This window comes from Campylobacter sp. CFSAN122748 (assembly GCF_045277125.1).
Taxonomy (GTDB): domain Bacteria; phylum Campylobacterota; class Campylobacteria; order Campylobacterales; family Campylobacteraceae; genus Campylobacter_D; species Campylobacter_D jejuni.
The window spans coordinates 912,040-925,511 of the sequence record NZ_CP116953.1; the positions used below are offsets into that span (position 1 = coordinate 912,040).

14 protein-coding genes and 5 tRNA genes are annotated in these 13,472 nt (G+C 29.9%); 2 read left to right on the forward strand and 17 right to left on the reverse strand.

The features are described from left to right. Positions 1-4 precede the first annotated feature (4 nt). From OT390_RS04815 to secA, 8 genes are all read right to left on the reverse strand, one after another. Positions 5-80, reverse strand: a tRNA-Arg gene (locus tag OT390_RS04815). Between the two features lie 19 nt (positions 81-99). Further along, positions 100-175 (reverse strand) — tRNA-Lys (locus OT390_RS04820). Positions 176-179: 4 nt separating this feature from the next. Continuing rightward, a tRNA-Asp gene (locus OT390_RS04825) sits at positions 180-256 on the reverse strand. 51 nt (positions 257-307) lie between these two features. Next, a tRNA-Val gene (locus tag OT390_RS04830) sits at positions 308-383 on the reverse strand. Between the two features lie 7 nt (positions 384-390). Continuing rightward, positions 391-466 (reverse strand) — tRNA-Lys (locus OT390_RS04835). Between the two features lie 67 nt (positions 467-533). Beyond that, entirely contained in the window at positions 534-1,313 is a 780-nt protein-coding gene (locus tag OT390_RS04840; RefSeq protein ID WP_182577129.1) for an amino acid ABC transporter permease, read from the reverse strand. Positions 1,314-1,335: 22 nt separating this feature from the next. Beyond that, entirely contained in the window at positions 1,336-2,541 is a 1,206-nt protein-coding gene (locus tag OT390_RS04845) for an ABC transporter permease (RefSeq protein ID WP_220526035.1), read from the reverse strand. Continuing rightward, positions 2,538-5,126, reverse strand: coding sequence for a preprotein translocase subunit SecA (gene secA, locus OT390_RS04850; RefSeq protein WP_002875435.1), 2,589 nt, complete (start codon positions 5,124-5,126; stop codon positions 2,538-2,540). The genes OT390_RS04845 and secA overlap by 4 nt, the downstream gene beginning before the upstream one ends. A 99-nt stretch (positions 5,127-5,225) precedes the next feature. Between secA and lolA the strand changes: the two genes are divergently transcribed. Continuing rightward, positions 5,226-5,735, forward strand: a complete 510-nt coding sequence (lolA, locus tag OT390_RS04855; RefSeq protein WP_394535887.1) for a LolA-like outer membrane lipoprotein chaperone — start codon at positions 5,226-5,228, stop codon at positions 5,733-5,735. Here lolA and OT390_RS04860 read toward each other — a convergent pair. Both OT390_RS04860 and pif1 read right to left on the reverse strand, forming a co-directional pair. After that, complete coding sequence (locus OT390_RS04860; protein WP_100624603.1) at positions 5,732-6,466, reverse strand: hypothetical protein; 735 nt, start codon at positions 6,464-6,466, stop codon at positions 5,732-5,734. The two genes, lolA and OT390_RS04860, sit on opposite strands and share 4 nt — an antisense overlap. Positions 6,467-6,475: 9 nt before the next feature. Continuing rightward, a complete protein-coding gene (pif1, locus tag OT390_RS04865; protein ID WP_002867436.1) occupies positions 6,476-7,819 on the reverse strand; it encodes an ATP-dependent DNA helicase Pif1 in 1,344 nt (447 codons plus the stop codon). Between the two features lie 49 nt (positions 7,820-7,868). Here pif1 and OT390_RS04870 point away from each other — a divergent pair, with 49 nt between their 5' ends. Then, a complete protein-coding gene (locus OT390_RS04870; protein WP_394535888.1) occupies positions 7,869-9,215 on the forward strand; it encodes an SH3 domain-containing protein in 1,347 nt (448 codons plus the stop codon). Positions 9,216-9,226: 11 nt separating this feature from the next. Here the strand turns inward: OT390_RS04870 and OT390_RS04875 are convergent, their stop codons facing one another. From OT390_RS04875 to OT390_RS04905, 7 genes are all read right to left on the reverse strand, one after another. Beyond that, positions 9,227-10,099 carry an N-carbamoylputrescine amidohydrolase gene (locus OT390_RS04875; protein ID WP_394535889.1) on the reverse strand — a complete coding sequence of 291 codons (873 nt, stop codon included), beginning with the start codon at positions 10,097-10,099 and terminating at the stop codon, positions 9,227-9,229. Continuing rightward, positions 10,096-10,983: a cation diffusion facilitator family transporter gene (locus OT390_RS04880; RefSeq protein ID WP_002853697.1), complete on the reverse strand. Its 888-nt coding sequence runs from the start codon at positions 10,981-10,983 to the stop codon at positions 10,096-10,098. Before OT390_RS04880 ends, OT390_RS04875 begins: the two co-directional genes overlap by 4 nt. Then, positions 10,980-11,957 (reverse strand): agmatine deiminase family protein, encoded by a 978-nt coding sequence (locus OT390_RS04885; protein ID WP_002860706.1) that lies wholly within the window; start codon positions 11,955-11,957, stop codon positions 10,980-10,982. The genes OT390_RS04880 and OT390_RS04885 overlap by 4 nt, the downstream gene beginning before the upstream one ends. Positions 11,958-12,055: 98 nt before the next feature. Continuing rightward, positions 12,056-12,490 carry an META domain-containing protein gene (locus tag OT390_RS04890; RefSeq protein ID WP_002860707.1) on the reverse strand — a complete coding sequence of 145 codons (435 nt, stop codon included), beginning with the start codon at positions 12,488-12,490 and terminating at the stop codon, positions 12,056-12,058. 15 nt (positions 12,491-12,505) lie between these two features. Further along, positions 12,506-12,625: a hypothetical protein gene (locus tag OT390_RS04895; RefSeq protein WP_002886201.1), complete on the reverse strand. Its 120-nt coding sequence runs from the start codon at positions 12,623-12,625 to the stop codon at positions 12,506-12,508. Positions 12,626-12,640: 15 nt separating this feature from the next. Continuing rightward, the gene (locus OT390_RS04900; protein WP_002867433.1) at positions 12,641-13,174 is read right to left on the reverse strand and encodes a methyl-accepting chemotaxis protein; all 534 of its coding nucleotides are present in this window, start codon (positions 13,172-13,174) and stop codon (positions 12,641-12,643) included. Positions 13,175-13,263: 89 nt separating this feature from the next. After that, the gene (locus OT390_RS04905; RefSeq protein ID WP_032586661.1) at positions 13,264-13,461 is read right to left on the reverse strand and encodes a hypothetical protein; all 198 of its coding nucleotides are present in this window, start codon (positions 13,459-13,461) and stop codon (positions 13,264-13,266) included. Positions 13,462-13,472 lie beyond the last annotated feature (11 nt).

Sequence of the window (13,472 nt, forward strand, 5' to 3'; positions counted from 1 at the left end):
TGATTGGCGACCCCTAGAGGATTTGAACCTCTGTTTCCACACAGAGAGAGTGTTGTCCTGGGCCACTAGACGAAAGGGTCATAACCCTAACAATAAAAATGGTGTCCCGTGTTGGATTCGAACCAACGGCCCCCTCCTTAAAAGGGAGATGCTCTACCGGCTGAGCTAACGAGACAAGATGGCGCAGCGGACGGGGCTCGAACCCGCGACCTCCGCCGTGACAGGGCGGCATTCTAACCAGCTGAACTACCGCTGCATCCAAAGTAAAGAAGTAGAGATTATAAAACCTATTTATGATTTTATAAAATGGTGGTCACTATAAGACTCGAACTTATGACATCCACCTTGTAAGGGTGGCGCTCTACCGGCTGAGCTAAGCGACCTTTATAATGGTGTCCCGTGTTGGATTCGAACCAACGGCCCCCTCCTTAAAAGGGAGATGCTCTACCGGCTGAGCTAACGAGACATTTTCTGAAATAAAAATGTGATTATGCCAAAATTAGCTCTATTTGTCAAGCTTTTTTAAATCATTTTTAGCATTTTCTCTCCAAATAACGAGAAAATATACTTATAGGTAAGGTCAAAACAAGATATGTAATAGCCAAAATTACATAAGCTTCAAGAGTAGCAAAAGTATAAGAATTTATCTCTTGCGCACTTTGGGTTAATTCATTTACAGCAATAACGCCTAATAAGGAACTATCTTTAATTAAATTTGCAAATTGTCCACTCAGCGGTGCTAAAATATTTTTTAAAGCTTGGGGAAAAATTACATACGCAAAAACCTGCATCTCTTTTAACCCTAAAGCTCTAGCGCTCTCAAGCTGAGATATAGAAATACTTAAAATTCCAGCTCTAAATATTTCAGCTAAGTAAGCAGCAGAAAAACATGATAAAATAATAACTCCAGCCACATATCGATTATCAAGTCCTAAATTATTTGCAATGATATAATATATCAATAATATCTGCACTAGTAAAGGGGTTCCTCTGATAAGCTCTATGTAAAATGTAGATAAAAATCTTAAAAAAACAATCGAACTTAAAGAAAAAGCACAAAAAACTCCACCCAAAATTATACTCAATAATAAAGAAAAAAAACTGATTATTAAAGTATTTAAAAAACCTTGAAGAAATTTTTCTTTATAGGTCGCAATTGCGCTAAAATCAAAATGATAAGTACTTATACTAAAACTACAATAACAAAACAATATTAAAAATAAAATCAAAAGAATTAAATTAGTGATTATTTTTGACTTTGATAGAGGTTTTAAAGGTTTAAAATTCTTATTTTTTTGAGTAAACAAAGACAATAAAAATCTCCAAAATTACAATTTATTCATTTCTTAAAGTATCTAAAATATTAATTTGAGTTGCTTTTTTTGCAGGATAAAAAGATGATAAAGCTATGATTATTAAAGCACCCACAATGGTTAAAGAAAAATCCATTAAAGACAAATCAAGTGGTAATTTACTGGTTCCATAAACATCAGCAGGTAAAGTTACAATATCAAAATTTCCCAAAAGCCATAAAGCAAAAAATGCAAGTACCACACCCACTATCATACCGCCACCGCCAATAAGCATACCTAAGGCAAAAAAACTCTTTTTTACCTCATTTTTGCTTGCACCTAGAGCAAGTAAAAGTGCTATTTCACTGCGACGATTCATTACTATCATCAATAAAGAACTTACTATATTTAAACTTGCAACCAAAATAATAAGCATCAACACTATAAAAAGCGCTCTTTTTTCAAGTTCTAAGGCTGAAAAGAAATTTTTATTTTGTTCCCACCAACCTACTACAGCATAATCATCTTTTAAATAAGATTTAATTTTTTCAACATCCTTAAAAGCATTATCGCTATATACATGAATTCCATCATAATTTGGATTTTTAGGCATTCCAAGTACTTTTTTCAATGCATCAACATCTGTATACATATAAGCCTTATCATAAAATGCAAGCCCTGAAGTAAAACGCGCTTTAACATCAAAACGTTTAGTTTGCGGTACTAAAGAAAATCCACTAGGATTAAGATTTGAAAAAATAAGTGAAAGTTTGTCATTTTTATGCAAACCAAATTCATCAGTAAGTGCTGATCCTACAAGTATATCAAAACCACTTAAATTCTCATCCTTTAAAGCTTTAGCAACCACTTCGTTTATTTTTTTTTCATCATTAAAATTAACGCCAAAAAGCACACCACCTTCAAAACGATTATCTCCCTTTACAACAACTTGAGTGCTTAAATAAGGGCTAAATAACAAATTTGGAAATGTTTTTCTTAACTCATCTATAAATTCATCATTTACAGGAGCGTAGAATTTAGGCAAAATAGTAATAGGATAATTCATCACAAAAAAGCGTTTTTCAAATTCTTTATCAAAACCATTCATAATTGCCATAGCTACAAGCAAAACGCAAAGTCCTACACAAACTCCTAAAAAGGCCAAAAGCATAGAAAGATTGATAAAGGGTTGCTCTTTATCAAATCTTAAATACTTAAAAAGTAAATATTTTAAAACGCTTTTATTCAAGCTAAAATTCCTTGCTTAGGACCACTTTTTCCATGGCATTCTTTAAATTTTTTTCCACTTCCGCAAGGACAAGGAGCATTGCGTGGAACTTTTTTAAATTCAGCTTCGCCAAGATTATCTTCGCTTGCGCCCATTTCTACTGAGCTTTGAAGTAGCTTTTCATTTTCTTCATTGGCTTTATTTTCTAAATTTTGCGCCTCTTCTTGATTAAATTGCACGCTAAAAAGTAGTTTAATACTATCAAATTTAATACGATTGACCAACTCCAAGAAAAGATTATAACTTTCTTTCTTATATTCCACAAGAGGATCTTTTTGATTGTATCCACGAAGTCCTATTCCTGTTTTTAAAATATCCATTTGATACAAATGCTCTCTCCAAGCATTATCCAAAACTTGCAAATATAAAATACGCTCTATATTACGCAATTCTTTAATCTCAAGTCTTAACATCTTTTCATTATAAGAATTTTCGAGAATTTGACTTAGCTTGTCTTGCATTTCAATGACGCTTAAATTCTCAAAATCTTTTTCACTAATCTGAGTTGAACATTCATACAAAATTTTTGCTTTCAAATTTTCAAAATTTACATTAGAACCGCTTTCGTCAAGCATATAATCATTCATTACATTTGCGCTATATTCAGCGATATTTTGAGAAATTTTAGCTCTAATATCATAGTTTTCATCTAAAAGCTCATTACGATAACGATAAATAGTTTTTCTTTGTTCATTTGCTACATCATCGTATTCTAACAAATGCTTTCTGCTTTCAAAATGCAAGCTTTCAACTTTTTTTTGCGCATTTTCAACCGCTCTTGTAACGATTCTTGATTCTATGCTTTCGCCCTCTTCTATGCCCAAGCGATCCATAATACTTTTAATACGATCCCCACCAAAAATTCTTAAAAGATTATCTTCTAAACTTAGATAAAAACGACTTATTCCAGGATCACCCTGCCTTCCTGCACGACCACGAAGTTGATTATCAATACGGCGGCTTTCATGTCTTTCTGTACCGATGATATAAAGCCCACCCAAAGCCCTAATCTCATCATCGATTTTTATATCCACACCACGACCTGCCATATTTGTAGCGATAGTTACAGCACCTTTTTTACCTGCATCTTGGATAATCAAAGCTTCTTGCTCGTGATTTTTAGCATTTAAAACATGATGAGGGATTTTCTCTTTTACAAGCATATTGTGAAAAACTTCACTGCGCTCTATACTTGCGGTTCCTACAAGTACAGGCTGACCTTTAGCATTGGCTTTTTTAATCTCTTCAATTACAGCTTTGAATTTTTCATTTTGAGTTTTATAGATAAGATCATCTTTATCTTGTCTTTTAATAGGAATATTTGTCGGTATAGAAATAACATCTAAACTATAAATTTGAGAAAATTCAGTCGCTTCTGTTTGTGCAGTTCCTGTCATACCTGCAAGTTTATTGTACATTCTAAAATAATTTTGAAAAGTAATATCTGCTAGAGTTTGGCTTTCTTCTTGAATTTTTACATTTTCTTTAGCTTCTAAAGCTTGATGCAATCCTTCGCTAAAACGACGTCCTTCGCTTAAACGCCCTGTAAATTCGTCAACGATGATAACTTCATTATTTCTTAAAACATAATGCACATCTTTTTCAAAAAGATTATGTGCTTTTAAGGCTTGATCAAGCTGATGAGCTAAGATAGCATTATCAAGACTGTATAAATTTTCTACGCCAAAAAGTTTTTCAGCCTTAGCAATACCTGCTTCTGTAATTAAAATATTACGATTTTTCTCATCTACTACAAAATCACCCTCAGGTTTTGCAGGGGGTAAAACTGCTTCACCTTTTTGCATTTGTTTAGCTACTTCATTGGCTTTAATATAACCATCTAAAGTACGATTTGTAGGACCACTGATGATAAGCGGAGTTCTTGCCTCATCAATTAAAATACTATCTACTTCATCTACGATAACAAAATTATGCTCTCTTTGAACTTTTTCAGCTTTTGAAAATTTCATATTATCACGCAAATAATCAAAACCAAACTCATTATTGGTTCCATAAGTAATATCACAATCATAAGCTTGCTTGTGTTCTATATCACTATTTTGAGAAGAAAGCACCACGCCAACACTAAAACCTAAAAAATTATAAATCGCACTCATTTGCTCAGCATCTCTTTTGGCTAGATAATCATTTACTGTAACGACATGTACGCCTTTGCCACTCATGGCATTTAAAACAACAGGTAAGGTTGCTACAAGAGTTTTACCTTCTCCTGTTTTCATTTCTGCGATTTTTCCATCGTGCAAAACCATACCACCGATTAACTGCACATCAAAATGACGCATATTTAAAGTTCTCTTACCTGTCTCTCTGACTATAGCAAAAACATCATTTAAAACATCATTTTCGTTTTTTTCTCCGCTTAAAATTTGCTCTTTAAATTTTGCAAATTCGGCTTTTAATTCATCATCGCTTAAATTTTGATAGTTGCCTTCTAAAGCATTGATTTGTGCTACACGCTTGAAATATTTCTTAACTTCACGATCATTTTTTGTGCCAAACACGGCTTTTAAAGTATTTAAAAACATTTTTAAACCTTTATAAATTTTTCAAACTATCATTATAACGATTATTTAATTAAAATTAGCTAGAATGACATAAAAAATATATTTTTTTAAGGAAAATAAATGAAAAAAACATTCTTGATATTTTTTATTTTTATAGGACAACTTTTTGCCCTTGATCTTAATTTTAATACCTTTTCAAGCAATTTTATCCAAATAGTAAAATCCAAAAACTCTACACTTTCTTATTCTGGGCATTTTATACTGAGCAAAGATCAAGCATATTGGAGTTATGATATTCCTAGTAAAAAAGAGATTTATATCAACAAAAATCAAGTAACCATAGTAGAGCACGATCTAGAACAAGTCATTTTCTCTCATCTTGATAACATTCCAAATCTTAATGAAATTTTCAAAAAAGCAAGTCTTATAGACAAAGATAAACTTGTAGCGAAATATGATAATATAAATTATACAATTAAACTCAATCAAGAGCAAATTCAAAGCATATCCTATAAAGATGAATTTGAAAATGATGTTATAATCAATCTAAACAATCAAATTAAAAATCCAAAAATCAACTCCGATATTTTCAAGGCAAAAATTCCGCAAAATTATGATATAGTTCGCTAATTTTGCGTTGAATTTTCATCAAGCTTTATATCATAGCCTGTTTGTGGCAAATGATAAGGCTTGCTTGCATTATTTTCTTTGAATATTTGTGGAGGATTGGCGATTAAATCTCTTTTAATTTTTTCTTCTATATCTGGAGTCATTTTAGGTGTATTTAAATTATCTATATTGATTTCTCCATTGTTATTTTTATTTTCTTCATCTGGATCTTTGAAAAGCTGTTCAACTTGTTTGGCTTCTAAATTTGGAACACTAGGAGCTGGGATCTTTTCAACACTAGGAACTTGAGTTTTAGGAACTTCTAAGTTTTCAAGTGCTTTTTTTACCTCACTACCCATACCTTTCTCTTTAGCCTCAGTGCTTTCTAAAAAGCGTTTAAACTCCTCTAAATCAAATTTTTCCACTCCACTTAAAGATATGATATATATATCATCTAGTTTAATCTTATATTTCTTATCTAAAAATTTTTCTAAAGTTTTTTTAAAATTATTTTTTCCAATTTCTGTAAAAATATCTTCATAAAAAAACCCTGAAATTACCGTATTTACAGCATCAATTAACTTATTTTCATTTTCTTTTAAATTATTCCCATCAAATTCCAAAGAAATTTCAACTTTTTTAAGAACATTTGCTCCACTTTTAGAATACAAATCTGTTCTTATTTTATCTATTTCAAGATTTTGAGCATTTAAACTCAAAACCAAAAAAACACTTAAAAATATTTTTTTCATTTAATGCCTTTAAATGATTTGTTCTTGTATTTCGAGATCTAAAAAATTATGTTTTTTATAAAATTCAATCACATTGGAATCTATTTTTAAAATATTAGCAAAATAAAATCCAAAATTTATCTTTTTTGTAGAATAAATTTTTAAAGTATTTGGGTTTGTAGCGCGAGAAAGAGCGACATAAAGCTGTCCATTTTCAAAAATATGATCAATATCACACACTAATTTTTCAATACTCATACCTTGTGATTTGTGTATAGTAATAGCATAAGCTAATTTAATAGGAAACTGTGTAACACTTGCGAGAATATTAACAACAAAATCTTTACCTGATTGCTCAAGTTCTTCCATGAAAAAAGTATAAGGTTCAAGTAAAATTTTCATCCCATTATTTTTAATAATGCTAATATAAATTTTCTCCTCTTCATAAAGAATATCTTCTATAATACCTTGCTCTCCATTATAATAATTCTTATCCCAATTATTTACGCAAAAAATAATACGAGCGCCTATTTTAATATTTAATTCTTCCAATATATTTAAGCTTCTAATCCAAGAATCAAGCTCTTCATCTTTTATTCTCTTATCTTCTTTTTTAACCTGAGCCTTAAAGCATACAAGCGGGGTCTCAAGTTTGCTTAATTTTTCTTGATTGATATTGTTTACTTTTTTATTGATACCACAAAGTAAAGTATAATCATCTTCTAAATTTTCTAATTCTTTATAATCAATTCGCAAAGATTCAAAAAAGCTTAAAATTTTTTCATCTAAAAAACCTTGTCTAATCAAAGATAAATGGTTATAAAATTCCATATTTTGCGTTCTTTTAGGTTGAGAAAGTTTAATATTCTTAAAATTTAAATCTTGCCAAAAAAATGAAGAAAAAGCATAATAAGAATGGTTAAATAAAGTTTCTTTTTTTTCTTTAATTACTGGAGGCAGTTGAAAAAAATCTCCAACAACTAAAATTTTTCCATTAAATTGAGAATTTTTAAGTCTAAAGCCTATCATTTCAAAAACATTTGCGCTAACCATGGAAATTTCATCGATAATAATAAGCTCAATCGTTTTTAAAAGCTCTTTAAGTTTTGTTAATTTTTCTTTTTGTTTTTGATTGCGATCCAATGCGCTTAATTTCATCATATCATCACAATACCCTAAACAAAAAAAGCTGTGTAAAGTAACACCGCCTATATTAAACGCCGATAGAGCACTAGAACCAAGAGCTATGGCTAATTTTTTTTGTTTTCTATAAGATTTGATAAGCTCATTTGTCAAAAAGCTTTTACCAACTCCAGCGCCACCACTTAAAAAAACATTATCATAAGCTAAAATTTTTTCTAGTTTATCAAGCATTATATTTCCTTAGCTTTAATTATAACTATTTTTTCTAAAAAGGTTGATTATGAAATCTTGTTTATATTTTACTTTTATAGTGCTATTTTTAACAGCTTGTTCAACAAAAAATTTAACTTCGCTTCATCATGAAAATTTAGAACAAAAAAATGAAAATCAACATTATGCAAAACTTGAATACGAACAAAATGTAAGCATTTTACCACAATTTACTTACAATATTAATTTTGATGCAAAACGATATAAAAAATATTTCTTTAACCCTTGGCATGATTCATTTAAAAACTACAAAGGACAAAATATTTTTTGGTCCTTTCCTTTATATTTAAATTCAAAAAATACTTATTATTTTTTCAATAAACAAATTATTCCGCTTTCATGGTTTAAAAATACTATAAATAACGCAAATATCCAAGAATTTGGCAAACTTAATCAAAAAGCTTTGATTATCCAAAATACAATCATTAAAAATCTTCCAACCCAAAGAGCTATCTTAAAAAGTCCTTTTTTTGAAAATGAAGGAATTCCTTTTGACTATGCAAGCGATGGCATTTTAAATACTGGATCCCCTGTCTTAATTTCACATTTTAGTAAAGATAAGCGTTATGCTTTTGTTTTAGGTGAAGCTGGATTTGGATTTGTTGAAAGTAAAAATTTGGAATTTTTCTCAAACGATAGAGCGAAAATCTATGAAAATCTCAACTTTATCACACCACTAAAAGAAAAATTTGCTATCTATAGCGAGGATGGTAAATTTTTCTTTGAAAGTAGAATTGGTGCTATCTATCCTTACTACAAAGAAGATAAAAACTATTTTTATGGAAAAATAGGTTCTAAAAAATATAAAATTTCTAAAAAAGATGTATCTAAATTTCCTTTACAATTCAATGATAAAAATTTAAAAAATCAACTTTCACAAGTTTTAAATTTGCCTTATGGCTGGGGCGGTTATAATTTTGAAAGAGATTGTTCTTTACTAACTCGTGATATCTTTTCAGCTTTTGGACTTTATCTACCAAGAAATTCAGCTGCACAAAAAAATTCTTTTAATCATTTTGATATAAGCACTCTTAGCAATTCTCAAAAAAAAGATTTTTTAAACCGCTTTGGAAAAGCTTATTTAAGCTTACTTTATTTACCTGGACATATTATGCTTTATGCAGGACAAATTACAGATAATAATATTGCCATACATAATATATGGGGCTTAAGAAAAGATACAACCCAAAGACTTCTCATAAGTTCTAGCGTCATCACTTCTTTAGAAATAGGAAAAAATGAAATTTTAGAAGATAATTTGCTTTTATCAAGACTTAAAGAAATAAGTTTTATAAATTTAAATGAACAAGAAAAAGAGCAAATAAAAAGCTATCTTGAAAATATACAAAACAAATAAGATTTATTGATTTAATCAATAAATCTTTTAGTTAAATCTGCAAAATATTCTATGCGTCTATCTCGCAAAAAAGGCCACCAACGACGCACATTTTCACTTCTTTTTTTATCTATTTCTATGATTTTTACACATTCGTTTTGAGAATCTAAAAGACAAAGTTCTTCACCTTGAGGGCCAAAAACAAAAGAATTTCCCCAAAATCTAATGCCCTCTTCTATCCCGCTTACATCTTTTTCAAAACCTACTCTATTGATAGCTACTACATATAAACCATTAGCTATAGCATGTCCTTTTTGTACGCCAAGCCAAGCATTGAGCTGTCTTTGTTTTTCTTCATCTTTATCCTTATCAAACCAACCAATTGCCGTGGGATAAATAAGAATCTCAGCTCCTTTTAAAGCCATAATTCTTGCTGCTTCAGGATACCACTGATCCCAACAAATAAGCACTCCAAGCTTACCTAAACTTGTATTTATAGGTTCAAAACCCAAATCTCCAGGAGTAAAATAAAATTTTTCATAAAAACAAGGATCATCGGGTATGTGCATTTTGCGATATTTGCCTGCTATAGAACCATCTTTTTCAAAAACCACTGCAGTATTATGACAAAGTCCGGCACTTCGTTTTTCAAATAGTGAAGCAATAAGCACTATTTGATTTTTTCTAGCTATATTTGCCCAAAATTTCACATCTTTTTCATAATCATTAGCATAGTCAAAAAAATCCACATTTTCACTTTGACAAAAATACTCACTTTGATGAAGTTCTCCTAAGCAAACAAGCTCAGCTCCTTGTTTAGAGGCTTCTTCTATAAATTCGCAAGTTTTTTTTATAGTTTGTTCTTTATTTGAATGAAATTTTTGTTGTATTAAAGCGATTTTCATTGTCTTTGCCTTTCTTGTTCTGCATCATCATAAGGATCTAAATGAATTTGTATATCCCATTTTTCATTTTCAAACATCTTACGCACACCTTCTTCTATTTCATCTGAAATTTTATGCGCATTTAAAAGCGAAATTATAGGACAAAAAACCAAATGCACGCTTAAATAATTACAACTTGGAGTTTTACGCGTCTTTAATTCATGATAGGAAATTATTTCAGGATTATTAGAAATCAAAGTACAAATTTTATCCACTTGTTCCTTAGGTAAAGCCTCATCCATTAAAAAAGCTAAAGCTTTTTTAATGATTTTAAAAGCAGAAAATGCCGTATAAAGACTGATCACTATCCCAAAAATAGCATCAATAATATGTAAATTTGTAAAATAAATCAAAACCAAAGCCCCTAAAGTACAAGCATTGGTTAAGCAATCTGTTTTGTAATGCAAAGCATCACTTTCTATAATCAAACTTTTGGTTTTTTTAGCTACATAATTTAAAAAAAGTACAAGAAAAAAAGTCATAATTAAAGCAAAAATCATCACATAGATGCTTGAATTTAAATCTTTAATTTCTTCTTTATAATAAATCTTTAAAATACTCTCATAAAAAATAAAAATCCCCACGCCAACTATAAAAACACCTTCTAACAAACCCATTAAAGCTTCAATTTTAGAAAAACCAAAATTATAATTTTCATTCGCCTTTTGTGAGCTTTTTTTAAGAGCCAAAAAATTAAAAGCAGAAATAGCAAAATCCATTAAAGAATCAATCGCACTTGAAAGTACTGCAACAGAACCACTTGTTAAGCCTACTATAAATTTAACCAAGGCTAAAACAATGGCACATAAACTTGCTACAAGAGTTGCTTTTTTTTGCAAACTCATCTTAAACCTTTGAAACGATTTTGACAAGAACAATGCAAAGAACCGTTTTGTCGTAAAAACACTCTTGCATCTACTCCTATAATTTTATGACTAGGTAAAGCTTTAGAAAGTCTTTTAGCTATGATTTCATCATTTTTATCCTTATAAAAAGGCACAATTAAAGCATTATTTATAAAAACAAAATTCGCATAAGTTGCGCCCAATCTTCTTCCTTCATAGTATAAAGGATTAGGTATAGGAAGTTCTACTAAATCAAAGCCTGTTTTTTTAAGCTCTTCTTTCATTTTTTGCAAAGGCAAATAATGTTCATCCTCTTCATCTTCACAAATACAATGTGCTATGGTATTTTTATCTATAAATCTTGCTAAGGTATCGATATGATGATCTGTATCATCACCTTTTATGAAACCATTTTCTAGCCAAATAATTTGCTTTAAACCAAAAATTTCTTTTAATTTTATATCAATTTGAGTTTTGTTTAGATGAGAATTTCTATTTTCATTTAAAAGACAATGAGAGCTTGTAAGCATCACACCCTCTCCATTAAAGTCAATACTTCCTCCTTCTAAAATAAAATCAACCTTTTTAAGTTCCTCTTTAAATTTTTCTTTAAAAAGCTTAGAATTTACAGCATTATCAAGCTCACTTTGAAATTTATTTCCCCAAGCATTAAAAGTAAAATCAAGAGCCTTTAAACGACCATTTTCTATTATATCTATAGCTCCAAAATCACGTATCCAAGTATCATTGGTATCACATTTAAAATACTCTACATTTTTTATATCTTTAAAATTTTCAAAATCACTCTGTTTAGGAGCTATAAGTAAAACTTTTTGAAATTCACTCACTGCTTTTACAAATTCTTTATAACTTTGCAAAATTTCCTCTAAATAGGGATTCCAATCGCTTTTTTCATGGGGTAAAGAAAGCATGAGGCATTCTTGCTCACTCCATTCAGGAATTGATTTTATCATTTAACTACCTTTTTTGATAATAAAATTATAATTGTATCATTTTTTAGACTTTTGTCAAATTTAAGAAGATTACCTCGATATTTCGAGGCTTTAGGGTATTATTTAAAAAAGATCTTCATTTCATCATTACTTAAAACAAGTTTTCCATTTTCATTTGAAATTTTAAAAATTCCTTTAAAATTTGAAAGGAAAGAATTTTCAAAATCCATTACATCCATTGGATGACAAAGCATTTGAGTTGAAGCTACGCGATCACCTTCGATTTGCAAAGTATCCGCCTTAGTTTGGTAAGAACCAAAAAAACGATTACACCCTGAATAACCATAAAATTTATTATTTTCAAAACTAATATTTGGACTTTCCTCTGCGTTTTTTGGATCAAAAGTTTTACCATTAACTATAATTTTTTCTATTTTGAAAAGCTGATTTTGTACAAGTTCATTATTACCTTTAGAAGTAGATGAAGTAACAGAAGTACTAGCACAACCTGCAAAAAAAGTTGCAGCTAAAGCAATTTGAAGCGTTTTTTTCATTTTATTCCTTTAAATTTAAAATTGGTTAAGTTCGCTTTCGAGATTATGACACACTATTTTTAACTCATCTACAACTTGAAGTAGAATTTTAGAAATTTCTTCATTCTTTTCACTTACTTCAACATTTTCTTGCATACGAGAAAGTAAATTTTATATATTCTCTTGGGAAATTTTTATTTTTTCAGTACATTGAGTTACCAAAGCCCTAGCATCTTCGTTACATAATTTAACCTCATTAGCATCATCAACCAATAAAGCGGTGTCATCATTTAAAGCTTGTATACTTTGAGTATTTTTCTTTAATTCTGCGTTAACCTCATTAATACTTTGCAAAAGCTCTTTTGTAATTTGAGCTACATTTCCCAAAAATTCTTCACTGTTCTGAGCCAACTGCCTATCATCCTCAGCAATTACAGAAAAACCTAGTCCAAATGCACCAGCCCTAGCTACTTCTATGTCAGCATTTAGGGATGGTAATTTTGTTTTATCTGCGATCTTATCCATCATTTGAGTTGCTTTTTGTATATTACCTGCTTGATTAACCATGTTTTCAACTTTTTTAGCCAATTCATTTTCATTTTGGGATACTATTGATACTTTATTGGCAACATTAAACAAAGATTTAAGCATTTGCTCTAATAATAAAAAGGATTTTTCATTGGCACTATTTGCCTTATTTGACAAACTAGCAAGTTCTCTAAGTTCATTGCCAACATTTGCACCAAGTTTAAAACTTTGATCTATTTGCTTATGACTTTGTGAACTGATATCACTTAAAAAATAGCATTTGAATTTAAAAGATTGCTTTGTTTTTCTACATTTTTTAAATTATGACTTGCACTGCTAACTGCCTTGTGAGTTTTTTCGATAAATTGATTGATATATCCACAAGCTAAAGCAATTTCATCTTGACCTTTAACTGAAATACGAGCTTTTAAAATTGCCGCTTCCTTGAGCCAATTCTTTAGCATGATTTAAAAGC

Bases quoted from the DNA above. Each gene is read 5' to 3' on its own strand.
- secA (WP_002875435.1), bottom strand. From the start codon at position 5,126: ATGTTTTTAAATACTTTAAAAGCCGTGTTTGGCACAAAAAATGATCGT.
- lolA (WP_394535887.1), top strand. From the start codon at position 5,226: ATGAAAAAAACATTCTTGATATTTTTTATTTTTATAGGACAACTTTTT.
- OT390_RS04860 (WP_100624603.1), bottom strand. From the start codon at position 6,466: ATGAAAAAAATATTTTTAAGTGTTTTTTTGGTTTTGAGTTTAAATGCT.
- pif1 (WP_002867436.1), bottom strand. From the start codon at position 7,819: ATGCTTGATAAACTAGAAAAAATTTTAGCTTATGATAATGTTTTTTTA.
- OT390_RS04870 (WP_394535888.1), top strand. From the start codon at position 7,869: ATGAAATCTTGTTTATATTTTACTTTTATAGTGCTATTTTTAACAGCT.
- OT390_RS04875 (WP_394535889.1), bottom strand. From the start codon at position 10,099: ATGAAAATCGCTTTAATACAACAAAAATTTCATTCAAATAAAGAACAA.
- OT390_RS04880 (WP_002853697.1), bottom strand. From the start codon at position 10,983: ATGAGTTTGCAAAAAAAAGCAACTCTTGTAGCAAGTTTATGTGCCATT.
- OT390_RS04885 (WP_002860706.1), bottom strand. From the start codon at position 11,957: ATGATAAAATCAATTCCTGAATGGAGTGAGCAAGAATGCCTCATGCTT.
- OT390_RS04890 (WP_002860707.1), bottom strand. From the start codon at position 12,490: ATGAAAAAAACGCTTCAAATTGCTTTAGCTGCAACTTTTTTTGCAGGT.
- OT390_RS04895 (WP_002886201.1), bottom strand. From the start codon at position 12,625: ATGCAAGAAAATGTTGAAGTAAGTGAAAAGAATGAAGAAATTTCTAAA.
- OT390_RS04905 (WP_032586661.1), bottom strand. From the start codon at position 13,461: ATGCTAAAGAATTGGCTCAAGGAAGCGGCAATTTTAAAAGCTCGTATT.